At 64.8% G+C, this 23082-nt stretch carries 23 protein-coding genes; 5 read left to right on the top strand and 18 right to left on the bottom strand.

Annotated features, from left to right (window positions below; all coding sequences use genetic code 11):
• Positions 1-215 precede the first annotated feature (215 nt).
• Together BEK68_RS18010 and gabT are read right to left on the bottom strand one after the other, a co-directional pair.
• Positions 216-1718 carry an NAD-dependent succinate-semialdehyde dehydrogenase gene (locus tag BEK68_RS18010; protein ID WP_009239376.1) on the bottom strand — a complete coding sequence of 501 codons (1503 nt, stop codon included), beginning with the start codon at positions 1716-1718 and terminating at the stop codon, positions 216-218.
• A 4-nt stretch (positions 1719-1722) separates the two neighbouring features.
• Positions 1723-3003 (bottom strand): 4-aminobutyrate--2-oxoglutarate transaminase, encoded by a 1281-nt coding sequence (gabT, locus tag BEK68_RS18005; protein WP_009239377.1) that lies wholly within the window; start codon positions 3001-3003, stop codon positions 1723-1725.
• Positions 3004-3156: 153 nt separating this feature from the next.
• Here gabT and BEK68_RS18000 point away from each other — a divergent pair, with 153 nt between their 5' ends.
• A complete protein-coding gene (locus tag BEK68_RS18000; RefSeq protein WP_009239378.1) occupies positions 3157-4680 on the top strand; it encodes a PLP-dependent aminotransferase family protein in 1524 nt (507 codons plus the stop codon).
• Positions 4681-4742: 62 nt separating this feature from the next.
• Here the strand turns inward: BEK68_RS18000 and slmA are convergent, their stop codons facing one another.
• The 3 genes from slmA to argB are packed head-to-tail and all read right to left on the bottom strand — an operon-like array spanning position 4743 to position 7222.
• A complete protein-coding gene (slmA, locus tag BEK68_RS17995; RefSeq protein ID WP_004628236.1) occupies positions 4743-5393 on the bottom strand; it encodes a nucleoid occlusion factor SlmA in 651 nt (216 codons plus the stop codon).
• A gap of 45 nt (positions 5394-5438) precedes the next feature.
• Positions 5439-6296, bottom strand: a complete 858-nt coding sequence (locus BEK68_RS17990) for an HAD-IA family hydrolase (protein ID WP_009239379.1) — start codon at positions 6294-6296, stop codon at positions 5439-5441.
• Positions 6296-7222, bottom strand: coding sequence for an acetylglutamate kinase (argB, locus tag BEK68_RS17985; protein WP_004628239.1), 927 nt, complete (start codon positions 7220-7222; stop codon positions 6296-6298). Before argB ends, BEK68_RS17990 begins: the two co-directional genes overlap by 1 nt.
• Before the next feature lie 175 nt (positions 7223-7397).
• On the opposite strand from argB, the gene BEK68_RS17980 reads away from it, so the two are divergent.
• Together BEK68_RS17980 and BEK68_RS17975 are read left to right on the top strand one after the other, a co-directional pair.
• Positions 7398-7991 carry a sigma-70 family RNA polymerase sigma factor gene (locus BEK68_RS17980; protein ID WP_004628241.1) on the top strand — a complete coding sequence of 198 codons (594 nt, stop codon included), beginning with the start codon at positions 7398-7400 and terminating at the stop codon, positions 7989-7991.
• 34 nt (positions 7992-8025) lie between these two features.
• Positions 8026-8238 (top strand): zf-HC2 domain-containing protein, encoded by a 213-nt coding sequence (locus BEK68_RS17975; RefSeq protein WP_004628245.1) that lies wholly within the window; start codon positions 8026-8028, stop codon positions 8236-8238.
• A gap of 216 nt (positions 8239-8454) precedes the next feature.
• Here BEK68_RS17975 and BEK68_RS17970 read toward each other — a convergent pair whose 3' ends face one another.
• Together BEK68_RS17970 and BEK68_RS17965 are read right to left on the bottom strand one after the other, a co-directional pair.
• Positions 8455-8676, bottom strand: a complete 222-nt coding sequence (locus BEK68_RS17970; RefSeq protein ID WP_004628246.1) for a hypothetical protein — start codon at positions 8674-8676, stop codon at positions 8455-8457.
• 46 nt (positions 8677-8722) lie between these two features.
• Positions 8723-9217 (bottom strand): copper chaperone PCu(A)C, encoded by a 495-nt coding sequence (locus BEK68_RS17965; RefSeq protein WP_009239380.1) that lies wholly within the window; start codon positions 9215-9217, stop codon positions 8723-8725.
• Positions 9218-9358: 141 nt separating this feature from the next.
• On the opposite strand from BEK68_RS17965, the gene BEK68_RS17960 reads away from it, so the two are divergent.
• Both BEK68_RS17960 and BEK68_RS17955 read left to right on the top strand, forming a co-directional pair.
• On the top strand, positions 9359-10705 hold the full coding sequence (locus BEK68_RS17960; protein WP_009239381.1) for an ATP-binding protein: 1347 nt from the start codon (positions 9359-9361) through the stop codon (positions 10703-10705).
• Between the two features lie 48 nt (positions 10706-10753).
• A complete protein-coding gene (locus BEK68_RS17955; protein WP_004628252.1) occupies positions 10754-11332 on the top strand; it encodes a response regulator transcription factor in 579 nt (192 codons plus the stop codon).
• A 33-nt stretch (positions 11333-11365) separates the two neighbouring features.
• Here the strand turns inward: BEK68_RS17955 and BEK68_RS17950 are convergent, their stop codons facing one another.
• The 11 genes from BEK68_RS17950 to BEK68_RS17900 all read right to left on the bottom strand — a co-directional run bounded on the left by BEK68_RS17950 (position 11366) and on the right by BEK68_RS17900 (position 22959).
• Positions 11366-11569, bottom strand: a complete 204-nt coding sequence (locus BEK68_RS17950; protein ID WP_004628255.1) for a CsbD family protein — start codon at positions 11567-11569, stop codon at positions 11366-11368.
• 78 nt (positions 11570-11647) lie between these two features.
• Positions 11648-12262: a hypothetical protein gene (locus tag BEK68_RS17945; RefSeq protein WP_009239382.1), complete on the bottom strand. Its 615-nt coding sequence runs from the start codon at positions 12260-12262 to the stop codon at positions 11648-11650.
• Positions 12263-12478: 216 nt separating this feature from the next.
• Positions 12479-13810, bottom strand: coding sequence for an ATP-dependent protease ATPase subunit HslU (hslU, locus tag BEK68_RS17940; RefSeq protein WP_004628260.1), 1332 nt, complete (start codon positions 13808-13810; stop codon positions 12479-12481).
• A gap of 26 nt (positions 13811-13836) precedes the next feature.
• The gene (hslV, locus tag BEK68_RS17935; protein WP_004628261.1) at positions 13837-14373 is read right to left on the bottom strand and encodes an ATP-dependent protease subunit HslV; all 537 of its coding nucleotides are present in this window, start codon (positions 14371-14373) and stop codon (positions 13837-13839) included.
• A gap of 157 nt (positions 14374-14530) precedes the next feature.
• A complete protein-coding gene (locus BEK68_RS17930) occupies positions 14531-16132 on the bottom strand; it encodes an ABC transporter substrate-binding protein (protein ID WP_009239383.1) in 1602 nt (533 codons plus the stop codon).
• A gap of 100 nt (positions 16133-16232) precedes the next feature.
• The gene (gene zigA, locus BEK68_RS17925; RefSeq protein WP_009239384.1) at positions 16233-17540 is read right to left on the bottom strand and encodes a zinc metallochaperone GTPase ZigA; all 1308 of its coding nucleotides are present in this window, start codon (positions 17538-17540) and stop codon (positions 16233-16235) included.
• A 100-nt stretch (positions 17541-17640) separates the two neighbouring features.
• The gene (dksA, locus tag BEK68_RS17920; protein ID WP_009277214.1) at positions 17641-18060 is read right to left on the bottom strand and encodes an RNA polymerase-binding protein DksA; all 420 of its coding nucleotides are present in this window, start codon (positions 18058-18060) and stop codon (positions 17641-17643) included.
• Positions 18061-18481: 421 nt separating this feature from the next.
• Positions 18482-19570, bottom strand: a complete 1089-nt coding sequence (locus tag BEK68_RS17915; protein WP_012436846.1) for a CobW family GTP-binding protein — start codon at positions 19568-19570, stop codon at positions 18482-18484.
• Entirely contained in the window at positions 19558-20085 is a 528-nt protein-coding gene (locus tag BEK68_RS17910; protein ID WP_004628269.1) for a Fur family transcriptional regulator, read from the bottom strand. Before BEK68_RS17910 ends, BEK68_RS17915 begins: the two co-directional genes overlap by 13 nt.
• A 96-nt stretch (positions 20086-20181) precedes the next feature.
• Positions 20182-21420, bottom strand: coding sequence for a lactonase family protein (locus BEK68_RS17905; RefSeq protein WP_012436845.1), 1239 nt, complete (start codon positions 21418-21420; stop codon positions 20182-20184).
• A gap of 12 nt (positions 21421-21432) precedes the next feature.
• On the bottom strand, positions 21433-22959 hold the full coding sequence (locus BEK68_RS17900) for an FAD-dependent oxidoreductase (RefSeq protein ID WP_012436844.1): 1527 nt from the start codon (positions 22957-22959) through the stop codon (positions 21433-21435).
• Positions 22960-23082: the final 123 nt, after the last annotated feature.

Genomic DNA, 23082 nt, shown 5'->3' with positions numbered 1-23082 from the left:
GCACGTGGGGCGCTTGCTTTCACCACCCCCGCTCTGACCGAACCTCTTTAGCCGCATTTGTAATGAGAGCCCAGAGCCACAATCGTGCAGCCTGGACTCCCGCGCGCCCGCAAGCCAGTCGTCAAATCGGCGCGCCAGAGAAGCGTGATTATAGAGCAAGCGGCGGCGGACGCATCATCGCAGCGTGATGCGCCCGATCCTCGCCCATACGCCGGTCAGAGGCCGGCCATGTTGATGTACTTGATCTCCAGGTACTCGTCGATGCCGTATTTGGAGCCTTCGCGGCCCAGACCCGATTGCTTGACGCCGCCAAACGGCGCTTCGGCCGTCGAGATCAGGCCCGTATTGACGCCGACCATGCCCGACTCCAGCGCATCCGAAACGCGCCACGCCCGGCCCAGATCGCGCGTGTAGAAATACGCAGCGAGACCGAACTCGGTGTCGTTGGCAGCGGCCACGGCTTCGTCTTCCGTGTCGAAGGGGATGAGCGCCGCCAGCGGGCCGAACGTTTCTTCATGCGCGACCAGCATGCCCGGCTTCGCATCGACCACGACGGTCGGCTCGAAAAACGCGCCGCCCTGCGCCGACAGGGCATGCGGCTTGCCGCCCACCAGCACGCGGGCGCCCTGGCGTACGGCGTCGTCCAGATGCTGCTGCACCTTGTCCATCGCGCGCATGTGGATCAGCGGCCCCTGCTGCACTCCGGGCTCCGTACCGTTGCCGACGCGCAGCGCACGCACGGCGTCAGCCAGCTTGGCAGCAAACGAGTCGTAGATGCCACGCTGCACGTAAAAGCGATTCGCGCACACGCAGGTTTGGCCTGCGTTGCGGTACTTGGCGATCATCGCGCCTTCCACCGCCGCATCGACGTCGGCATCATCAAACACGATGAACGGCGCGTTGCCGCCCAGTTCGAGCGACAGCTTCTTGATGTCGTCCGCGCACTGGCGCATCAGCAAGCGGCCAACGGCGGTCGAGCCCGTGAAACTCAGCTTGCGCACAATGGGGTTCGACGTCAGCTCGCCGCCAATCGCCTGAGAATCGCCGGTGACGATCGACAGCAGGCCCGCCGGCACACCGGCGCGCACTGCCAGCTCGGCAAACGCCAGCGCAGAGTAGGGCGTTTCCAGCGCGGGCTTCACCACCATCGAACAACCGGCTGCCAGCGCCGGGCCGACCTTGCGCGTCATCATCGCGATGGGGAAATTCCACGGCGTGATGGCCGCGCTCACGCCAATCGGCTCCTTCTGCACGACGATGCGGCGATCGCCCTGCGGCGAGGGAATCGTGTCGCCGTAAATGCGGCGCGCCTCTTCCGCAAACCATTCGATGAACGAGGCGGCGTAGGCAATTTCACCGGCGGCTTCCGGCAGCGGCTTGCCTTGCTCGGCCGTGAGGATCGCCGCAAGGTCCTGCTGGTGCTCGATCATCAGATCGGCCAGCTTGCGCAGAATCTTGGCGCGATCGCGTGCGCTCACCTTGCGCCAGGCACGTTGCGCAACCTGTGCGGCTTCGATGGCGCGGCGCGTTTCGGCGGCGCCCATGCCGGGCACAGTGCCGATGGTGCGGCCGGTGGCCGGGTCGGTCACGTCACGTGTGGCGCCGTCATCGGCATCGGCCCAGGTGCCGGCGACGAACGCTTGCGTGCGCCACAGGCCGGGGTCTTTCAGTGCGATCGGCGGCGTAACGGGCGCGCTCGGCAAGTCGGTGCGGGTCATGGTGTCAGCCCTCCAGTGCGCGTTGCAGGATGGCAAGGCCCTCTTCGAATACCGCGTCTTCAATCGTGAGCGGGAACAGGAAGCGGATCACGTTGCCGTACACACCGCACGACAGCAAAAGCAGGCCGGCTTCGAGCGCCCGTTGCTGCACGAGCTTGGTGAAGTCGGCGTCGGGCTTGCCGTCCGGCGTGTTGAATTCGACAGCAACCATCGCGCCCACGCCGCGCACTTCTGCAATGCGTGGCTGCTTGGCCTTGGCAGCGTTCAATGCATCGACCAGACGTGCGCCCAGGGCGGCAGAGCGCTCACAGAGTTTCTCGCCGGCAATGATGTCGAGCACCGCATGTGCGGACGCCACCGCCAGCGGGTTGCCGGCGTAGGTGCCGCCGAGCCCGCCCGGAGCAGGCGCGTCCATGATCTCTGCGCGGCCCGTGACGGCCGACAGCGGCAGGCCGCCGGCCAAGCCCTTGGCCATCGTCGTGATGTCGGGCAGCACGCCGGTGTGCTCCATGGCAAACAGCTTGCCGGTGCGGGCAAAGCCGGTTTGCACTTCGTCGGCGATCATCACGATGCCATGCTCGTCGCACAGCGCCCGGATGGCGCGCACAAAGTCGGCGGGCATCTGATAGAAGCCGCCCTCGCCCTGCACAGGCTCGAAAATGATGGCCGCCACCTGGCGCGGATCGATATCGGCCTTGAACAGGCGCTGAATGGCGTCAAGCGCATCCTGCGTGCTCACGCCGTGCAGCGCGACGGGCGCCGGCACGTGATAGATGCTACCCGGGAACGGTCCGAAGCCCGTCTTGTACGGCACCACCTTGCCCGTCAGCGACATGCCCATGAACGTACGACCGTGGAACGCGCCCGTGAGTGCGATCACACCTGGGCGGCCCGTGTGCGCCCGTGCGATCTTGATGGCGTTTTCCACTGCCTCTGCGCCAGTGGTGAAGAACGCGGTCTTCTTGGCGTGCGTGCCGGGCGTGATCGTATTCAGGCGCTCGGCCAACTCGACGTATGAGCCATACGGCACGATCTGGAAAGCGGTATGCGTGAAGTGATCCAGCTGCTCGCGCACGGCCTGCACCAGACGCGGGTGGCGATGCCCCGTGTTGACCACGGCAATGCCGGCCGCGAAGTCGACGTAGCGTCGGCCTTCCACGTCCCAGAACAGGGCGTTCTCGGCGCGCTCGGCGTAGCGATCGGTCATCACACCGACACCGCGCGGCGTAGCGGCGAGGCGGCGGGCATTCCATTGGGCGTTCTGTTGCGGGTCTCGGGCGTTCATGGCGGTCGTGTGCGTTGGGTCAAGAAAGAGGTGATGCGAGCCAGTGTGGCCTCATTGGCTCTGTACAATAAGACCCAATTAGGATTTTCTTTTGGAACCACTTTGGCTCCATCGCGCACCATGGCAGACCACTCACCCACACACCGCGCCAGTATGCTGGTCGACTACCTGCAACGCCGCTTCGACCGTGCAGAGCCGGGGGGCGAGCCCGACCACCGCCGCCTGTATCGCGTGTTGCAAGAGGGCATCCTGCGCGACGAGCTGCAGCCGGGCACGCGCCTGCCGTCGTCGCGGCAGCTGGCCACGGAGCTGGGCATCGCGCGCAACACGGTCATCCACGTCTATGAACAACTCGGCGTGGAAGGCTATGTCTCGGCGGGCGTGGGCAGCGGCACCTTCGTCGCCGATACCGCGCCGGACCGGTTGGACGCGGCGCCTGCACCGGCTGCAGCCGTGGCCGCAGTGGCAGCAGTGGCAGCAGCGCCGATAGCCGAGGCGGCCGCCCCGTCCGCGCCGATCCTTTCCACGCGCGGCCGTGCCCTGGTGCGCGATGCAGGCGCCAGTTCGCGCCAATGGGGCGCCTTCATGCCGGGCGTGCCCGAAGTGCGGATGTTTCCGGCGCGCATCTGGTCGCGCTTGCACAACCGGCTGCTGCGCAAGCCGTCGCCCGCACTGCTGACGTATCCCGTGGGCGCGGGCTACCTGCCGCTGCGCACCGCGCTGGCCGATTACCTGCGCACCGCGCGTGGCGTGCGCTGCGAGCCCGAGCAGATCATCATCACAGCCGGCATCCATCCTTCGCTCCAGCTCATCGCGCAGTTGCTGTGCGACGCCGGCGACAGCGCGTGGATCGAAGACCCGGGCTACTGGGGCGTGCGCAGCGTGCTCACCGCTGCGGGCGTGCGCACGGTGCCGCTGCCGGTGGACGACGAAGGCATGCGCTTCGACCTCCCCACGCGCGGGCGCCAGCGCAGCAAGCCGCCGAAGCTCATGGTGGTCTCGCCCTCGCACCAATATCCGCTCGGCTCGGTGATGAGCCTGGCGCGACGCCGCGCGCTGCTGGCCACCGCGCAGGCAACCGATGCGTGGATCGTCGAAGACGACTATGACAGCGAATTCCGCTACGGCAGCCGCCCGCTGCCTTCATTGCAAGGACTGGATGAGGGTGGGCGCGTGCTTTACATGGGCACGTTCTCGAAAGTGCTGTTCCCCAGCTTGCGGATTGGCTATCTGGTCGTGCCGCCGGCGCTGGCCGATGCGTTTGCGACGGGGCTGTCGGAGATGTTCCGCGGCGGCCAGATTCTCACGCAGGCCGTGCTGGCGGACTTCATTGCGGAGGGCCATTTCGTCTCCCACATCCGGCGCATGCGCGGTGTGTATGCGGAACGGCGCGAAACGCTGCTGGCTTCCATCGCCCACGAGTTTGGCGACGCACTGCCCGTGCATGACGGTGCGTCGGGCCTGCATCTCGTGCTGGGCTTGCCGGCCAGCACCAACGATGTGGCCGTTGCCGACCTGGCGCTCGCCAATGACGTCGTCACTCGCCCCCTCTCACGGTATTACCAGGACGATGCGCGTCGCCTGCCTGGGCTGCTGCTTGGCTATGGCCATGTGGAGACGGAGCAGATTGCGGCGCGCTTTCATACGTTGGCGGAGGCGGTACGCACCATCGGCTGACCCACGCGGCACACAACAAGAAAGCCCCGCATCGCGGGGCTTTTGCTTGGGGGGAAGCCCACTCAGGCCAACAGCACCCGCAACTGCGCGTCCGCGCCTTCCACCGGAGACTTCCGGAAACCGCTCTTGGCATACCGATGCCAACGCCCGAGCACCGCACACACGAGCAGGTTGGCGCGCGAAGCGATGTCGGTATCTGCCGGCCAGGCACCCTGCGTGACCGCCATGCGCAGGCTCTGCTTGAGCGATGCTTCGATGCGATCCAGGCACTGCGCCATGCGCTCGGGCAGGCGCTCGTCTTCGCCGACCAGCGCATCGCCCACCAGCACGCGTGTCATGCCCGGGTTCTTGTCGGCAAACGACAGCAGCATGTGCGCGATGGCATGCGCCTGGCGCAGGCCGTGTTCTTCACGCAGCGTGATCTGATTGATGAGGCCAAAGACGGTCTGCTCGATGAATTCGATCAACCCTTCGAACATCTGCGCCTTGCTGGCGAAGTGGCGGTACAGCGCCGCCTCGGATACGTCCAGCCGTGCCGCCAAGCCAGCGGTTGTGATCTTTTCACCACGCGGATGCTCGAGCATGCCGGCGAGCGTCTGCAGAATCTGCACACGGCGCTCGCCCGGGCGGGGGCGTTTGCGTACCGGCGGTGCTGCTATGGCGACGTCCGCGACCGGCTCGGCGGTCGGAAACTCCGTTTGCGCGTTGCTCATGACTTCCTGGCCCCTCTCCCGTTGCGAGCGCGGAGTTACCACTGCCTAGCCGCGTCGAACAAGCCTTCGTTTTAGTTGAAGCACCGATTTTACTTTCACGCTCACATAGCCGGGCCGGTTGGCGAACAAAATCGGTGTGGCGGCCGGTTGATGTGGTGAATTTGCACGCGCGCCCACGGCTGCCGCTTGCATTGGATGCAATGCATCGGCAGCGGAGGTCGGCTGGACGCCCGGCGGCACGCGCCGCAGATAGCCCGTCACCCAGACCGTGCCGATCCCCAGGCGTCGATAGCGTTTGAGGTGAGAAAGCGTGTCTTCGACGAGGATGGCGCGTGATGGCGCAATCCGTTCGCGTGCAAGCAGCAGCCGCAGCATCAGCGGATCGGGTTTCGGGCGCAGGCGCCGGTGCACCCACATGTGTTCGACGGCGATTTCGCGCAGGAATGCGCGTTTCAGGCCAATGAGGCGCAACACCTCGCGCGCGTAGGCGACGGGCGCGTTGGTCAGCAGAATCTTGCGCCCGGGCAGGGCGCGCAGCAGTTGGGCGAGGCCGCGTTCGGCGCGCACCATGGCGCGCAGGTCATCAAAGCGGTGGGCCTCGGCCAGGAAATCATCGGGGTCGACGCCGTGATGGCGCACCATGCCGAGAATCGTGGCGCCATAGCGGCGCCAATAGTCCACGCGCACTTGGCTGGCGGTGGCGTCGTCCGTGCCGAGCACGCGTGCCACGTACGCCGTCATCAGCCGGTTGATCTGCGGAAAGATCGCGTGCGATGCGTGGTGAAGGGTGTTGTCGAGGTCGAACAGCCAGACCGGCTGCCGGGCGGGCGCGGAGCCCGCCGGCACCTCGCGCGGGAAGGTGCGCGCAGCATGGCGCACGCGCACCGCCCGGGTGGTTCGCATCAGTGCGAGCGGATCATCGTGCCGAACGCCTGTTCGGTCAGGATTTCCAGCAGCAGCGAGTGCTCGATGCGGCCATCGACGATGTGCACCGAATTCACGCCGCTCTTGGCGGCATCCAGCGCCGACGAAATCTTCGGCAGCATGCCGCCCGAGATCGTGCCGTCGGCAAACAGCTCGTCGATCTCCCGCGCCGACAGGTCGGTCAGCAGGTTGCCCTGCTTGTCCATCACACCGGGAATGTTGGTCATCATGACAAGCTTCTCGGCCTTCAGGATCTCGGCCATCTTGCCGGCTACCACGTCGGCATTGATGTTGTAGGCCTGGCCTTCGTCAGAGAAACCGATGGGCGAAATGACCGGAATGAACGCGTCGTCCTGCAGCGCCTTGACCACGGCCGGGTTGATCGTCTCGATGTCGCCCACGAAACCGATGTCGATAAACTCGCCCGGCTTCTCCCGGTCCGGCATCTTCAGCTTCTTGGCGCGGATCAGACCGCCGTCCTTACCGGTCAGGCCGACTGCCTGGCCGCCGTATTGGTTGATCAGCATGACGATGTCCTGCTGGACTTCGCCGCCGAGCACCCACTCGACCACTTCCATGGTCTCTTCGTCGGTCACGCGCATGCCCTGGATGAAGGCGCCTTGCTTGCCGACCTTCTTCAGGGCTTCGTCAATTTGCGGGCCACCGCCGTGCACCACCACCGGGTTCATGCCGACCAGCTTGAGCAGGATCACGTCGCGCGCGAAGCTGTGCTTGAGCTTTTCTTCCGTCATGGCGTTGCCACCGTATTTGATGACGATGGTCTTGCCGTGGAACTTGCGAATGTAAGGCAGGGCCTGCGCAAGAATCTCAGCCTTCACCGGCGGCGCGATATGCGCGAGTTCGGGGTCGAGGCCAGCAGGGTCGGGGGCAGCAGAAGCGGTCATGACGGTGACATCCGGTTGGGCAGGTATGATGGAACGCCGAATGTCGCCTGCAACACAAAAAAACGAAGCAGCCCATTTTCGGCAGGCGCGATTTTACAAGAAAAGGCGCTACGGTCTGGTGGCGCACCTTGCGTGCCCGCCATACCGTTGCCACGAAAGAACACCCTGGGGAATCATGGCCATCGCACCCGACCAACTCGACGCGCTGCGCCCTCATCTGCTGCGCTTTGCGCAACTGCAATTGCGCGACACCGCCCTGGCTGAAGACACGGTGGCCGACACCATCCTGGCGGTGCTCGAACATCCCGAGCGCTTTGCCGGCAACGCCTCGCTCAAGACTTACGTCATCGGCATCCTTAAACACAAGATCATCGATGCGATCCGCTCGGGGCGGCGCGAAGTGCGCGTCTCGCTGCTTGCGGGCGGTGAGTCCGACGAGGCCGGCATGCGTTCCGACGAGGCCGTCTTCGACAGTCTGTTCGCCGCCGACGGCCACTACACGAGCCCACCGTCCGACTGGGGCGACCCCGATGCCGCGCTGTCACGGCGCGAGTTTTTCGACGTGCTGCAAATGTGCGTCGATCGCCTGCCGCCGCGCGTTGGGCGCGTCTTCATGATGCGTGAGTGGCTGGAGCTGGAAACCGACGAAATCTGTCAGGAATTGCAGATCACGGCGACCAATGCCTGGGCACTGCTCTACCGTGCCCGCATGCGCCTGCGCGAGTGCCTTGACCTGCACTGGTTCGGCAACCAGCCGGCCGCCGCCTGAACCGCATCGCTATCGCACCACCGAGAAAGACCACATGCCAAACCGTTGGGGAATGCTCACCTGCAAGGAAGCGCACCGCGTGCTGGTGAGCGCAATGGACCGCGACCTGCGCACCGGCGAACGCCTGCGCTTGCGCGTGCATCTGTTCGCGTGCGATGCCTGCACGCGGTTCTCACACCAGATGGGATTGCTGCGCCAGGCGATGCACAAGCTCGGGCAAGACGACGACGGGAGCAGCCAAGGGTGACCCCGTCCGCCGCCAACACCGTATGCGCGGTCTGCGGCGCGCAGATGCGCTGCGGAGCGATCGGCGACGGTAAGCAGCCCGACGCGACATGCTGGTGCACGACAGAAGAAATGCTACCTGCCAGCGCGCGGCGCCCGGGACAGGGCTGCCGCTGCCAGCGTTGCCTGCGCGAAGCGATTGCGCAGGCAAAGGCAGCGTCTGAATCCTGCTGACCGATCAGTCTTTGTCTTTGTTGTCGTCGTCCAGCGTGCGCAGTGCACGGCGGACGTCGGCCCGCCCGCGCTGGCGTTCAGCGTGGCCGCCTTCGGTGTGGGCCCCGGCCCTGCGGCCGCGGGTGAGCGGAACGAGAAAATTGCGCGGGCGCGCAGTACCGGCCTTCGTTGAAGGCTCGATGCGGAAGGTCAGTTTCTGGCGAGTGCCCAATGTCTTGTTAGCCATCGGAATGCTTCCTTACGTGGCTTGAAGCGACACTCGCCGCAAGCCATCAATGCTTGTGTTCGCCACCGTGGTTCATGGCGGGCATGTTGCCGGCGGTCAGGTCGCGCACGCGGGCCTCGACCTTCTGCTCGACGACGCGCTTGTCGGCCAGCTCCACCTTCAGCGTGAGCGGCACGGTGGCGTCCTTGGCCAGCGGCTGCTTCAGGTCCATGAGCATCACGTGGTAGCCACCCGGCTTGAGTTGCACCGTCTGGCCCTTCGGCAGCTCCAGCGACGGAACGGCGCGCATGCGCATCACGTCCCCCTCCATCTTCATCTCGTGGATCTCGGCCGTGCCCGCAACGGGCGTCGTCACACCCACCACCTTGGCGCCGTCCGCCGATTGCAGCGTCATGAACGCGCCGCTGGACGTCTGGCCCGGCACCGTGCCGCGCACCCAGGCGTCTTGCACCGTGACCTGTGCGAAAGCGGCGGCGCTGGCGAGCAGGCCAGCAGTGAGCACAGCCAGGCAAACGGAAGAACGGTTCGATCGGGACATCATCAGGGCTCCTGTCGGGGACAAACGTGCAGCGCATTAAAGCACAGCGCCTGCGGGGAGATAGGTTGGGTGCACAATTGTGCGGCCGATTGACGCATCGCCGCACGGAGAACCGCGCGGTGCGCACGTTTACACTTGTCCACCATGCTTTCCACTCTGTCTCTTGCCGCCCCGCTGCTGGACGCATCCAGTCTACGCCGCCTCTTCTGGCTGCGATGGAGCCTGCTGGCCACCCAACTGGTCCTGATGCTGCTCGCGCCGCTGGTATTTGGCGTGCAACTGCCGGTGGTGCCGCTGCTGAGCGTGATGGGCCTGCACGCGCTGTTCAACCTGCTGACCGGGTGGCGGGTGCGGCGCAACCGGCCCGTGCAGCATATCGAGATCACCGTTCAGCTACTGGTGGACCTGACCGCGCTGTCCGCCCTGTTGTATTTCACCGGCGGCGCGACCAACCCGTTCGTCTCGTTCTATCTGCCGGCGCTGGCGATCGCGGCGGCCATGCTGCCGCTCGCTCATGTGGTGGGCCTGACGCTGTACGCGCTGGCCGCCTACAGCATGATGCTCGGCAACTACATCCCGCTGAAGCTGGCGAACCCGGCAGATGCGTTGGCGTATCACCTGGCAGGCATGTGGATCGATTTCGTGGCAAGCAGCGCGATGATCGCCGGCTTTACGGCGCGCCTGTCGGCCGCACTGCGCGAGAGTGAGGCGCAGCTCACCGAAGCGCGCGAGCGGCTGCTGCGCGAGCAACGCATCGAAGCCTTGATGTCGCAAGGCGCGAGCGTGGCGCACGAGATGGGCACGCCGCTGTCTACCGTGGCCGTCATCACCGGCGAGCTGCAGCACGACGCGAAGCAGCCCGATTCACCGCTCGGCCCGTACCGTGAAGACTTGCGCGCCATCGAACAGCAACTCGAACTGTGCCGCGCCGCACTGGCGCGCCTGCAGCGCAAGCCCAACGACGGCGCACCCGAGCCGCTCGGCCAATGGCTACCGGATTTCACGCAGACTTGGCAGCTGCGGCATCCGGACATCCGCCTCCACACGGAGACGTCGCCTGCGGCACAAGCGGTGGAGCTCGATGCGGTGAACGTCGGCCAGATCCTCACGATCCTGCTGGACAACGCCGCCCGCAGCCAGCATCACGCTGGACGCGACCTGGTACCGCTGCTGCTGACCGCCAAGATCGACGCCAATCCGGATGTGCTCCGCGATATGCCGCCGCAGATCGTGCTGTCCATCGTCGATACGGGGTTGGGCTTGCCGGAAGACCTGAGGACCTCGCTCGGCCGCACGCCGGTGCCGAGCCGGCATGGCGGTCACGGCATCGGGCTGTACCTGGCCTCCACCACCGCGCGCCGCCTGGGTGGTACCGTGGTGCTACGCCCGAATCCGCCGCAAGGCGCCATTGCCGAACTCCGCCTGCCGGTTGGCGGTCCGATGGAACACGCCGCCGCCCCCATCATTGGCGCACCCACCCTCTTCACATAACGAGACGGCCTGACGCAGCCCCGTGCACGTACGGCCCCGGAGAACACCATGCAGCAGCCCGCCCCCTTTCTGATCCTCGATGACGACGACGTCTTTGCGCAGACGCTGGCGCGCGCGCTCACGCGTCGCGGCTTCGCTCCGCAGATCGCCCACACCGGCGGCGAAGCGTTGGCCCTGGCGCGCCAGACACGCTTCTCGTATGTCACTGTCGATCTACATCTGGCTGCTAGCGACAAGGGCCTCATGCCCCACGGCGGCACGGATTCCGGTCTGCACTGGATTGCCCCGCTACGTCAGGCGCTGCCCGAGGCGCGCATGCTGATCCTCACGGGCTACGCGAGCATTGCCACCGCCGTGCAGGCGGTCAAGTTGGGGGCTGACGAATACCTGGCCAAGCCGGCCAATGTCGATTCGATTCTGCTGGCGCTGCAGGTGGGCGTGTCTGAAGCCGTGGCCGAACAGACCATGGAAAACCCCGCGCCGCTGTCGGTCGCGCGCCTGGAGTGGGAACACATTCAGCGCGTGCTCGCCGAACACGGCGGCAATATCTCTGCGACCGCGCGGGCGCTCAACATGCACCGACGGACGCTGCAGCGCAAATTGGGCAAGCGGCCGGTCGCCAAATGAACGCCGGCCGCGTGAGGCTACATCAGCGCGGCATCACCAGCGGGTATCGCGCTCCCACGCCTTGAGTTCGTCTTCGGCACGTTCCTTCGTGTAGCCGTAGCGCTCCTGGATCTTGCCGGCAAGCTGGTCGCGCTTGCCGCGGATCACGGTCAGGTCATCGTCCGTGAGCTGCCCCCACTTCTCCTTGATCTTGCCCTTGGCCTGATCCCATTTACCTTCGATCTGATCCCAGTTCATACGTCCTCCGTTGCGAGTGAGAGATTGAGACAAAACAGGGGGTCCCGCAGGCCGCCCGTATGGACCCTTTCGTCCGGCTTACTTCTTGAACTTGGCTGCCACGTCGTTCTGGCACTTCGTCTTGGCATCGCCCGACATGGCGTCGCAGCGCTCCTTGGCGGCCTTGTAGTTGGCGTCGTTGGTGTCCTTGACGGCATCGCGGCGCGCTTCGCTGACGTCCTTCGCAGTGCCGGTCGCCTTGGCGTGACTCACCTCCTCACCGCCCTTGGCTCGCGTGTACGCGGCCTTGGCATCCTTCACGCAGGTGTCTTTGTCGTTACCCTTCATGGCATCGCACTTGGTCTTGGCGACGTCGTAATCAGCCTCGGCCTTTTCCTTGGCGGCGCGGTTGCGGGCGGCTTCAGTGCCATCGCGCTCCACCACCGCATTGGCCTTGGCGACGTTGTAATCGCCCTTGGCCTGCGCGCGGCAGACGTCGCGGTCGTTGCCCTTCATCGCATCGCACTTGTCCTTGGCAGCTTTGTAATTGGCATCGGCTTGCTTCACGGCACTGTCGTAGGCGGCGCGCTTGGCATCGTTCGGGGCTGAGGCGCCGGCGGGGCCGGTGGGCGCCGGTGTGGTCTGGGCGTGGGCAATGCCCAAGGGGGCGCAGGCAAGCACGCAACACAGGGCCAGGCGTTGGATCGGTTTCATACGTTTCTCTCCTTGTCGTGGTTGGAATCGCGCACGCCAGGTGCGCGGCGCGCATTTGTCTGTGCGGCACCACCTTCTTCAGCAGATAACGGACCTGACCCGGCACGATCCTGAGCAAACCCTTGCCCGGCTTGGCTTCGCGGGCGCCCAAACAAAACGGGCCGCATCGTCTCCGATGCGGCCCGCAGGGCATTTTGGAATGCGTTGCTTACACGCTTACAGCACGTAGCGCGACAGATCTTCGTTGCCCGACAGCTCGCTCAAGCGCTCGTCGACGTACGCGGCGTCGATGGTCACCGTCTCGCCCGACGATTTGTGCGCGTGGAACGACAGGTCTTCCAGCAGCCGCTCCATCACCGTGTACAAACGGCGTGCGCCGATGTTCTCGACCTTCTCGTTGACCGAGCATGCGATCTCGGCAAGGCGGCGGATACCGTCTTCGGCAAACACGAGATCAACACCTTCCGTCTTCAGCAGCGCCTGATATTGCTTGGTGAGGCTCGCATCGGTCTGCGTGAGAATCGCGCGAAAATCTTCCACCGACAGCGAATCCAGTTCCACGCGGATCGGGAAACGGCCCTGCAGTTCCGGAATCAGGTCGCTCGGCTTGGACAGATGGAACGCACCCGACGCGATGAACAGGATGTGATCGGTCTTGATCATCCCGTACTTCGTGTTGACGGTAGTGCCTTCCACCAGCGGCAGCAAGTCACGCTGCACGCCCTGACGTGACACCTCGCCGCCGCCGTATTCGCTGCGGCTGGCAATTTTGTCGATCTCGTCCAGGAACACGATGCCGTTCTGCTCGACGTTGGCCACCGCCTTCTGCTTCAGCTCGTCTTCGTTCACGAGTTTCGCCGCCTCTTCGTCGATCAGCAGCTTGAAGGCTTCGCTCACCTTCATCTTGCGACGGTTCTTCTTGCCTTGGCCCAGGCCCGCGAACATCGAGCGGATCTGCTCGGTCATGTCTTCCATGCCGGGCGGGCCCATGATGTCCATGCTCGGCGCGCCCGCCGACACTTCCAGCTCGATTTCCTTGTCGTCGAGCTGGCCTTCGCGCAGCTTCTTGCGGAAGGTCTGGCGCGCAGTCGAATCCTTCTCTTCCGGCTGCGCAAAGCCGATGTCGCGCGGCGGCGGGATCAGCACGTCGAGAATGCGGTCTTCGGCTGCATCTTCGGCCTTGGCGCGCACCTTCTTCATCTCGGATTCGCGCGTCTGCTTGACGGCCATCTCAGCCAGATCGCGCACGATGGTGTCGACGTCGCGGCCGACGTAGCCGACCTCGGTGAACTTGGTCGCTTCGATCTTGATGAACGGTGCGTCGGCCAGCTTGGCCAGGCGGCGCGCGATCTCGGTCTTGCCCACGCCAGTCGGCCCGATCATCAGGATGTTCTTGGGCGTGATTTCCTGGCGCAGCGGGTCTCCCACCTGCTGGCGGCGCCAGCGGTTGCGCAGCGCCACGGCCACGGCCTTCTTGGCCTTGTGCTGGCCGATGATGTGCTTGTCGAGTTCGGAGACGATTTCCGACGGCGTCATGGTTTCAGACATGGGAATCCTGTCGATGAAGGCGCTCGTTATTCGAGCGTCTCGATCACGAAATTGGTGTTGGTATAGATGCAGAGTTCGCCGGCAATGCGCAGCGATTTTTCCACCACATCGCGCGGCGCGAGGTCGGTGTTCTCCATCAGCGCCTTGGCGGCCGATTGGGCATACGAGCCGCCCGAGCCAATGGCAGCAATGCCGCCTTCCGGGTCCAGCACGTCGCCATTGCCGGTGATGACGAGGGTGGCTTCGCGGTCTGCGACGATCAGCATTGCCTCGAGGTGGCGCAGGGCGCGATCGGTACGCCAGTCCTTGGCGAGGTCGACGGCGGAGCGCAGCAGGTTGCCCTGGTGCTTCTGCAACTTGGCCTCAAAGCGGTCGAGCAGGGAGAAGGCGTCGGCGGTGGCGCCGGCAAAGCCGACCAGCACCTTGCCGTCGTAGATGGCGCGCACCTTGCGGGCCGAGCCTTTCATCACGATGTTGCCCAGCGTGACCTGACCATCGCCGCCGAGCGCGACCTGGTTGCCGCGCCGCACGCTGACGATGGTGGTGCCGTGATACTGTTCCATGCGCTTGTTCCTAGGGGTCCGGCTTGGCGCGGCCCCCAGCGGGCCGGCCAAAGAACTTCATACTTGACGCCAGCCCACAGGATTTCAACCCTGATTTCCGTCACGACGCACGCTTTTTGTGCGCCAAAAATCGCTTCTTACGGTGCTTCTTACCGTTTTAGTGCGTCACATCGAACGCGTAGGTCCGTTCATCCAGACGCGGCACCACCGTGTAACCCTTGCGCGCTGCCCACACGTTGATGTTGAAGTAGAGCGGAATCACACCGTCATCGCGGATCCCGATTTCCGTGGCCTCCTGCAGCAGCCTTTCGCGCTTGCTGTCGTCCAGGGTTTGCAGGGCTTCAGCCAGCTTGGCATCGAGCGCCGGGTTCGAATAGCGCCCGCGATTGGACGCCCCCCAGCCGCGGGCCGGATCAAAGGTGGCCAGCAGCGCCTTCAGGCTCGAACTGGCTTCACCCGTATCTGCTCCCCAGCCGGCCTGCAGGAACGAGAAATCCAGCTTGTTCGCCCGCGTGAAGAACGACGCTGACGGCAGCGTTTCGACCTTGGTGGCAATGCCCACCCGCGAAAGCATCGAAGCGATCACCTGAGCCACGCGGTCATCGTTCGGGTAGCGGTTATTGGTGGCGTGCAGCGTGATGGCAAAGCCATCGGGGTAGCCGGCCTGGGCGAGCAGTTTCTTCGCTGCGGGCAGGTCCGCCACCGGTGCCTTCAGGCCCGGCACGTGGCCGAACAGCGCACTGTTGACGAGTTGGCCCGTCGGTTCTGCCGCGCCTTCCATCACGCGGTCGACGATGGCCTGGCGTGAGATCGCCAGCGAAATCGCCTCGCGCACGCGGGCATCCTTGAGCGGGTTCTTCGGCAGCGGCTTGCCGGCTTTGTCGGTCACGAACGGCGACACATCGCGGTTCGAATCCATATGCAGATACATCATGCGGAACACCGGCATCTTGAATACCGACACCGCCGGGTCAGCCGACAGCTTCTTGATGTCCGAGCTCGGCACGTTCTCGATGACCTGCACATCGCCCGCCAACAGCGCTGCCACGCGCGGTGCGTCTGCCGTCAGAATGCGCAGCGTCACGTGCTGCCATTGCGGCTTCTTACCCCAGTAGCCGTCAAAGCGCGTCAGCTCCAGCCGATCGCCGCGCGTGAACGACGCGAACTTGTACGGCCCGGTGCCGATCATGGCGCGGCCATTGTTGAAATCGTCCGCGCCGGCTTTTTCGACGGCTTTTTTCGACACCATGTAGATGGTCGACAAGTCGTTCGGCACCAGCGGATAGGGGCCGTTGGTGGTGATGCGCACAGTCAGCTTGTCGAGGGCCGTCACCTCCTTGAAGCCACGCGTGTAGATCGTGAACGGCGATGGGCTGTTTTTGATCGTGGCCGGGCGCGCCAGCGAATACACGACGTCGGCCGAGGTGAACTCGCTGCCGTCATGGAAATGCACGCCGGGACGCAGCTTGACCTCCCACACCGTATCGCTCAGGGCTTTCCACGACACGGCGAGGCCAGGCTTGAGGCGCATCTTCTCGTCCTTGGCAATCAGCGCCTCGAACATATGCTCGGCCACGTTCGAATTTGGCGTGACGTTGTGGAAGTGCGGATCAAGCGAAGTGACATCGCTCGACAGCCCGATCACCAGCGTGGATGCCGGCTGAGCATGCGCCGCAATCGGCGCGAGCGCCGAGAGCGTCGTGGAAAAAGACAGCGCGGCAACAAGGTTCGCGGCGCGCAGCAGACGCAGGACCGGCATGACGACTCCCCGATGGTTCATGACGAAAGCAAAACGTTCGGGGATTGTCAGGACCGGATGACGCCGGTGTCAACGTCGATGAAGCAGGGGATCTGCGTGCTCAGTGATGGTGACCGCAGTCGCAGTCGTCACCGTGTTGGTGGTCGTGTTCGTCGTCGCCGTCTTCATCGCCGTGGTCGTCGTAGGCCCACGCGGGGAACGGATCGGCCAGCGCGACCCACGCTTCGGGTCCGGCAGCCATCTCCGCATCGGTCAGCAGGCAGGCGTCGAGTTGCGCGATCAGCGCGGCTTCATCCAGGTCCGTGCCGATAAAGACGAGTTCCTGACGACGGTCGCCCCAGCGTGCGGGCGCACCGTTGTCGTGCATCTTGTCGGCAATGTCTGCACGGGCTTCTTCTTCGTCGGGCCACTCGGCTTCATCCACCGCAGCCCACCATGCACCGGCGCCGCCGTGGCGCATCACGCCGCCGGCCTGCCCCCAGCTGCCAGCGGTGTCCATACGCGAAGCGAGCCAGAAATAGCCCTTCGAACGCAACACGCGGCCATGCTCGCGCAGCCATTCGGTGTGCATCAGGTTCCACAGACGCTGCGGGTGGAACGGCACGCGGCGGCGATAGACGAAACTGCCGATGCCGAGCGCCTCCGTCTCAGGCACATGTTCGCCGCGCAGCTCGGCCAGCCACGCCGGCGCGGCGGATGCGGCGTCGAAATCAAAGCGATGCGTATTGAGGATTTCGTCCAGCGGCACCGCGCCGAACGATGCCGGCACGATGCGCGCCCGCGGGTTCAGTGAATGCAGGATGCCGGCCAGGCGCTCGCGCTCGGCATCGCTCACGAGATCGATCTTGTTGAGCACGATCACGTCGCAAAACTCGACCTGTTCGATCAGCAAGTCGACCACGGTGCGGTCGTCGTCTTCATCACGCGCCTGGCCGCGATCGGACAGAAAATCAGCAGCGTCGTAGTCGGCCAGGAAGTGCTGCGCATCGACCACGGTGACCATGGTGTCCAGGCGCGCGAGGTCGGACAGCACGTCGCCTTCAGCGTCTTCAAACGTAAACGTCTCGGCAATCGGCAGCGGCTCGGCCACGCCGGTCGATTCGATGAGCAGATAGTCGAAGCGATCTTCGCGGGCCAGGCGCGCGATCTCGTCGAGCAGGTCTTCGCGCAGCGTGCAGCAGATGCAGCCGTTGGACAGCTCCACCATGCGCTCGTCGGTGCGCGAAAGCTGCGCACTGGTGGCCGTGCCATCGCCCACGAGCTGCGCGTCGATGTTGACGTCCGACAGGTCGTTGACGATCACGGCCACACGCTTGCCCTCGCGGTTGGCGAGTACGTGGTTGAGCAGCGTGGTCTTGCCGGCGCCCAGAAAGCCGGACAGCACGGTAACAGGAAGCGGACGGGACATGATCAGTGGCCTCGGTTCGTGGCCTAACAAAGCAAACAGCCCGGTGGATTACCGGGCTGCCAAACTCAAACAAACGCGTCAAACGCATGCGACGCGTGCGTCAGTCACCATGCATCTTCTGGCGCTTTTCGCGGCGCTCCTGCGCCTCCAGCGTCAGGTTGGCGGTGGGGCGGGCGATCAGGCGCGGCACGCCGATTGGCTCGCCGGTTTCATCGCAGTAGCCGTAGTCGCCAGCGTCGATACGGGCAATCGACTGCTCCACCTTCTTGAGCAGCTTGCGCTCACGATCCCGCGTGCGCAACTCCAGCGCGTGCTCTTCTTCGATGGTGGCACGGTCAGCCGGGTCCGGCACCACTACGGTCTCGCGCAGGTCGCTGACGGTCTGATTGGCGTTCGCGAGAATTTCGTCGCGCATTTTTACAAGCCGGTCTTTGAAGAAGGCGAGCTGCGCCTCGTTCATGTAATCCTTGTCGCCCATCTTCAGGATTTCGGCTTCGGTGAGTAGTTTCTTGCTGCTCATGGTTGCTGCGGATGATCCTGGTAAATCGCGCGCCGTGTCGGCTGTCGCGTCGTCCTCGCGCGGGGATGCGTCGGACTCATTCTGGCTGGCGGCGGACTTGCCGCCCCGCGCGCCTCCTTTTGCCTCTCCCGCAGCGGCGCCCCCTGCCGCTTTTTTTCGGGTGGCTGGCGCAGCCTGGGCTGCTGCCGACTCCGTTACGGACCGCCCGGCACCGCCGTTGGCGCCGCGTCCTTCCTTGGTCTTAGTCACCATCGCCTGCTCTCCTATCGGACGTGCTTCGGACGACGTGCTTCTAAACCGACCTATTGTAGCTGAACGATATTAACTGAACTATCGGAGAAACACGGACAGGAAATCCGGCCCGGATTCTGCCTGAAAGCGCGCGGCGGGGCCACCCAAAAGGAGGGGGAAAGCCGCCGAATCAGGCCAGGCAGTTCTCCAATCCTTTCAGAATCGTTTCGCGCGGCAGGTCGACACCGATAAACACCATCCGGTTGGAAGGGGTCTCGCCGTCCCATTTTCCGCCTACATCGCTACCCATGAGCTGGTGTACGCCCTGGAACACGACCTTGCGGTCGACACCCTCCATATAGAGCACGCCCTTGTAGCGCAGCAGCTTCTCGCCGTAGATGTTCAGCACACCCGAGAGGAATTCCTCCAGCTTGGTGTAATTGAACGGCCGTTCGCTGCGGAAGACGAACGAGGCGATGCGATCGGTATGGTGCGCGTGCCCGTGATGGTGGTGATGGCCGGGCGCGTGACCATGGTCGTGCTCGTGATCGTGATCGCGATCACAATCGGCCGAGCAGGCGTGGTCGTGATCATGATCGTGGTTGTGGTCATGATCGTCTTCGCGCAGGAAGTCGGGGTCGATCTCCAGCTTGGCATTCAGGTTGAAGCCCCGCAGGTCGAAGATGGTGTCGATCGGCGTTTCGCCAAAATTGGCGGTGCGGATCGGCGCGCGCGGGTTCATGTGCAGCAGGCGGTGGCGCAGCGCATCCACATCGGCGGCGGACACCAGGTCGCTCTTGGTGATGAAGATGGCGTCGGCAAAGCCCACCTGGCGCTGCGCCTCTTCCTGCTTGTCGAGCTGCATGTTGCCGTGCTTGGCGTCGACCAGCGTGATGACGGCATCCAGCAGGTAGCGGCTGGCGATCTCGTCGTCCATGAAGAACGTCTGGGCAACGGGTCCGGGGTTCGCAACGCCGGTGGTTTCGATGACCACGCGATCGAACTGGATCTGATCGTTGTCGCGGCGCGTGAGCAGGTCGGACAACCCCTTCACCAGATCGCCACGGATGGTGCAGCAGATGCAGCCGTTACTCATCTGCACGATCTGCTCGTTGCCGTCCTGCACGAGGATATCGTTGTCGATGTTCTCTTCGCCGAACTCGTTTTCGATCACGGCGATCTTCATGCCATGCTGTTCGGTCAGGATGCGCTTGAGCAGCGTGGTCTTACCGCTGCCGAGAAAGCCCGTCAGGATGGTAACGGGGATCATTTTGGACATGGTGCGTTTCCTGTCTTGTGATGGGGCGCCAGATGCGCGCAATCCGCGCAGGCGCCCTTGATGGTGAGTTCAGCATGGTCGGCCGCGAAGCCGGCGGGCAGGGCGGCCATCGGCATGGCCGGCGGCTCGGCGCCTTCCAGGCAGAAGTCGCGCCCGCATTGCGTGCAATGGAAGTGGCTGTGCGAGCGGTGCGCAGCTTCCCGCGCGGCATCGTGCTCGGCCAGGCTGAAGCGGAAGACGCGATCCGTCCCTGCCGTCTTGTGGACGATGCCGCCTGCCACGAGCCAGTCGAGCACGCGGTAGACCGTCACGCGGTCGATGCCGGAATCGTCCGGCAGCGCGTCGCATACAGCCTGGTGCGAGAGCGCATCGGCGCCCTGCATCAGCACGGCCAGCACGCGCACGCGAGGCTCGGTCACACGGCTGCCCAGGCCGCGCAGGCGTGCGCGGGCAGCCTCTTCAGGCGAATGGGGTTGCGGAGTGGCGAGATCGTCGCGCGAGGCCGGGGTATTCATGCGCGGGATTGTCCCACGGGGCGCGGGTTGCTGCAATTGAGTTGCAATTGGGCGGCCTTGCACCGCCCAGGGTTTCTTTTCGCGCGCCGGGAGCGCTTATGCCGTAAACACCAGACACACCGGCGTCGGCACCTTCGCCACCACCGCGGGCTGGTCCAGCTTGCCGGTCTGCCCGTCGATGCGCAGCCGCAGGATCGTGTCGCCCTTCTGGTTCAGCACGTAGAGGTGGCTGCCGTCGGGCGCCATCGCCATCGCCCGCGGAAAGCGCACTCCCTCGTTCCAGTACTGAAGCGGCGCGAGCTTGCCCGAGGCATCGATGCTGAACGCGGCCACGCTGTCGGCCAGCGGATGATCGGACTTCAGCTTCCGGTTGCTGGCGTAGAGGAAGCGCCCCGACGGGTGCACAAGAATCTCGGCGCCGCTCTTATGGCCGGTGTAGTCGGCGGGCGTTGTGGAGATGCGCTGGCGCTCCTCCGACACATGGCCGGTAGCGGAGTCGTAACCGTGGCAGGCGACCGATCCCTCGAGTTCGTTGATGACGTAGAGCAGCTTGCCCTGCGGATGCAGCGCCAGGTGGCGCGGGCCGCTGCCGGGCTTGAGCTGCGCGCGATCCCGCGGGGCGAGCTTGCCGCCTTCGATGGCGAACACGTTGATGCGGTCGGTGCCCAGATCGGTACCGATCACGTGCTGGCCGGTGGTGTCGAACAGCATCATGTGCGCGTGCGGCGCTTCCTGTTCGGGGCGGGGGCCGGAGCCGGTGTCCTTGAAGATGCCGGACACGGCGCCGAGCTTACCGTCCTCGCCGATCGGCAGGAGGTTGTACGCACCGCCGCTGTAGATCGACACGCACAGGTGTTTGCCGTCCGGCGACACCACCACGTGCGCAGGGTTCGTACCCGACAAAGAGAGCGGCTGGCGGTTGAGCAGCGTCAGCTTGCCGTCGTGCGGGTCGATCGCATAGGACTCGGCGCTGCCGCTTGGGCGACCCTCGTAGACCTCCAATTCATTGATGGCGTACAGGAACCGCTGGTTTGGGTGCACGGCCAGGAATGACGGATTGGCACTTTCGACCACCTGCACCTGGGTCCACGCTTCGCCGCGCGGCGCGAGCACGTAGATGCCACGTGCGGCCGGGCCGCCGGCGGTGCCGCCCGGTGCGTTGAACGTGTACGTGCCGACATAGGCAAAGCGGGAAGGGCGAGCATTGCCCGCAGGCTGCACACCCGACGCAGCGGGTTGCTCGCCCGCCTGGGCCATGACGGTTTTGGGAAGAGCGCCCAGCAAAGGCAAGCTACCAGTCCACTGCATGAAAGTTCGACGAAGACGATTGGTCATGGGATGGCTCCATCAAACACGCACGGACATCGCGTGGTGGAAGATGTTGTTCGGATCATACCGGCGCTTCACGTCCTGCAGAAACGCGTACAGGTCGCCGCTGCCGTAGTAGAGCTGCGGCCAGAACGGGTAGGCGAGCATGTCGACGTCGGGGTAGTTGATGTAGCAGCCCTCGTACCGGTCGCCGGGGTACGGCGTGCCGCTGTGCGGCGCGGGCACGTCGGGGGCGCCGTAGACGTCACGGTAGAAATCGCTGATCCAGCGCAGGTGGCCGGCGTCATCGGCAGGCGCGGCCCAATACGTCTGGTACTGCAGCTTCATGATGGAAGAGCGTTGCGGCACGGCCGTATCGCCAATGCGCTCCGCCTTGTTGACGGCGCCGCCGTACGAATCGACTTGCAGCAGCGACTGGCTCAGATCGACGCCCGGCATCGTCCGCGTGAGGTGGGTGTAGATGCGCTGCGCCTCGCGCGCCGTGAAGCCGCGCTTCATGTAGGCCGATTTGTACTTGCCACGCTGATTGGCACCCGAACCGTTCAGATACTGCGTGGCCGTCAGCCAGTCGTACTGCACGATGGTGTGCGGCTTGGAGCAGAGCAGCTGCCCCACGCCCTGTTTGTGCGCGGGGCCGTAGCCGGGCGGGCGCCCTTTGACCGGCGTGGGCGCGCAGGCCTGGAAGCGGTTCAGAAAATCATTGAGGACAGAGAGATCGCGGCACGTGCCGTCGGGGTTGCAGAACTGTGTGAGCAGGACGATCTGCCCCGACGATTTGTGCGTGAGCTTGAGCAGCGAAAACATGCCCCACGTGTCAGGGTCCTTGCCGCGCGTGTCCCAGTATTCGCCGTAGATGCGCAGCAGTTCTGCAAAGCGCTGCGGCGTCATGGTGGCCCAGTCGAAGGCCACGGTGGCGAGCGCGACTTCCTGCGGTGCCGTGGGCAGCTTGGCGAACGTGTAGCCGGTGATGACGCCGAAGTTGCCGCCGCCCGCACCGCGGCACGCACGGAACAGATCGGGATCGTGCGCTGCATCCACCGTGCGGGCAGCCGTCTTGCCGGTCTTGTCCACCGTGACGATGTCAACGGCCGAGAGCCAATCCACCGTCAGCCCTTGCAGCCGTGAGAGCAGTCCATACCCGCCGCCGCAAATATGCCCGCCCGCGCCCACCGAATAGCACGAGCCGCCGGGCAGCGTCACGTTGTGGCGTTTGTACAGTTCCAGGTAACCGTTCCAGTTCTGCGTACCGGCCGGAATGCGCACCGTGCCGTCGGCGTGCACCTCGGGCGTAGCGAGCAGGCTCAGATCGACGATCGTGCCGTCGGGGTTGTTGGAGACGAAATCCTCATAGCAATGCCCGCCGCTGCGCACCGTCGGGCGTTGGCCCGCGTTGATGATGCGCTGCACGGCGGGCGCCACATCGTCGGGCTTTTCTATGAGGGCGATGCGGCTGGCGGCCTGTGCATCCGTTGTGGGCCAGCGCAGGTTGAAGCCATGTTTGAGCGTGTTGTAGCGAGGGTCTTGGCGCGTCACATCCAGTGTCATCGACGACTCCCGGTGAGGGCGTTTGCGCAAGCGTTGCGCAAACGAAGTTGGATTCGGACGCGTGGCGTCCGGCGGTTCCAACTTAGTCGTTCGCGGGCCCGGCTTCCATCAGACGATGCCGAT

It is taken from the genome of Ralstonia pickettii, from assembly GCF_001699815.1.
In the GTDB taxonomy this organism is placed as follows: Bacteria; Pseudomonadota; Gammaproteobacteria; order Burkholderiales; family Burkholderiaceae; genus Ralstonia; species Ralstonia thomasii.
This window is presented reverse-complemented; position numbering and strand designations above follow the sequence as displayed.

What these genes read in the sequence shown, in the direction of transcription:
- BEK68_RS18000 (WP_009239378.1), top strand. Translation starts at nt 3,157, where the DNA reads ATGCTGGTCGACTACCTGCAACGCCGCTTCGACCGTGCAGAGCCGGGG.
- BEK68_RS17950 (WP_004628255.1), bottom strand. Translation starts at nt 11,569, where the DNA reads ATGAACTGGGATCAGATCGAAGGTAAATGGGATCAGGCCAAGGGCAAG.
- BEK68_RS17965 (WP_009239380.1), bottom strand. Translation starts at nt 9,217, where the DNA reads ATGATGTCCCGATCGAACCGTTCTTCCGTTTGCCTGGCTGTGCTCACT.
- zigA (WP_009239384.1), bottom strand. Translation starts at nt 17,540, where the DNA reads ATGTCCCGTCCGCTTCCTGTTACCGTGCTGTCCGGCTTTCTGGGCGCC.
- BEK68_RS17900 (WP_012436844.1), bottom strand. Translation starts at nt 22,959, where the DNA reads ATGACACTGGATGTGACGCGCCAAGACCCTCGCTACAACACGCTCAAA.
- BEK68_RS17990 (WP_009239379.1), bottom strand. Translation starts at nt 6,296, where the DNA reads ATGCGAACCACCCGGGCGGTGCGCGTGCGCCATGCTGCGCGCACCTTC.
- BEK68_RS17955 (WP_004628252.1), top strand. Translation starts at nt 10,754, where the DNA reads ATGCAGCAGCCCGCCCCCTTTCTGATCCTCGATGACGACGACGTCTTT.
- dksA (WP_009277214.1), bottom strand. Translation starts at nt 18,060, where the DNA reads ATGAGCAGCAAGAAACTACTCACCGAAGCCGAAATCCTGAAGATGGGC.
- BEK68_RS17910 (WP_004628269.1), bottom strand. Translation starts at nt 20,085, where the DNA reads ATGAATACCCCGGCCTCGCGCGACGATCTCGCCACTCCGCAACCCCAT.
- BEK68_RS17915 (WP_012436846.1), bottom strand. Translation starts at nt 19,570, where the DNA reads ATGTCCAAAATGATCCCCGTTACCATCCTGACGGGCTTTCTCGGCAGC.
- argB (WP_004628239.1), bottom strand. Translation starts at nt 7,222, where the DNA reads ATGACCGCTTCTGCTGCCCCCGACCCTGCTGGCCTCGACCCCGAACTC.
- BEK68_RS17980 (WP_004628241.1), top strand. Translation starts at nt 7,398, where the DNA reads ATGGCCATCGCACCCGACCAACTCGACGCGCTGCGCCCTCATCTGCTG.
- BEK68_RS18010 (WP_009239376.1), bottom strand. Translation starts at nt 1,718, where the DNA reads ATGACCCGCACCGACTTGCCGAGCGCGCCCGTTACGCCGCCGATCGCA.
- BEK68_RS17975 (WP_004628245.1), top strand. Translation starts at nt 8,026, where the DNA reads ATGCCAAACCGTTGGGGAATGCTCACCTGCAAGGAAGCGCACCGCGTG.
- BEK68_RS17930 (WP_009239383.1), bottom strand. Translation starts at nt 16,132, where the DNA reads ATGCCGGTCCTGCGTCTGCTGCGCGCCGCGAACCTTGTTGCCGCGCTG.
- slmA (WP_004628236.1), bottom strand. Translation starts at nt 5,393, where the DNA reads ATGAGCAACGCGCAAACGGAGTTTCCGACCGCCGAGCCGGTCGCGGAC.
- BEK68_RS17945 (WP_009239382.1), bottom strand. Translation starts at nt 12,262, where the DNA reads ATGAAACCGATCCAACGCCTGGCCCTGTGTTGCGTGCTTGCCTGCGCC.
- gabT (WP_009239377.1), bottom strand. Translation starts at nt 3,003, where the DNA reads ATGAACGCCCGAGACCCGCAACAGAACGCCCAATGGAATGCCCGCCGC.
- hslV (WP_004628261.1), bottom strand. Translation starts at nt 14,373, where the DNA reads ATGGAACAGTATCACGGCACCACCATCGTCAGCGTGCGGCGCGGCAAC.
- BEK68_RS17960 (WP_009239381.1), top strand. Translation starts at nt 9,359, where the DNA reads ATGCTTTCCACTCTGTCTCTTGCCGCCCCGCTGCTGGACGCATCCAGT.
- BEK68_RS17970 (WP_004628246.1), bottom strand. Translation starts at nt 8,676, where the DNA reads ATGGCTAACAAGACATTGGGCACTCGCCAGAAACTGACCTTCCGCATC.
- hslU (WP_004628260.1), bottom strand. Translation starts at nt 13,810, where the DNA reads ATGTCTGAAACCATGACGCCGTCGGAAATCGTCTCCGAACTCGACAAG.
- BEK68_RS17905 (WP_012436845.1), bottom strand. Translation starts at nt 21,420, where the DNA reads ATGACCAATCGTCTTCGTCGAACTTTCATGCAGTGGACTGGTAGCTTG.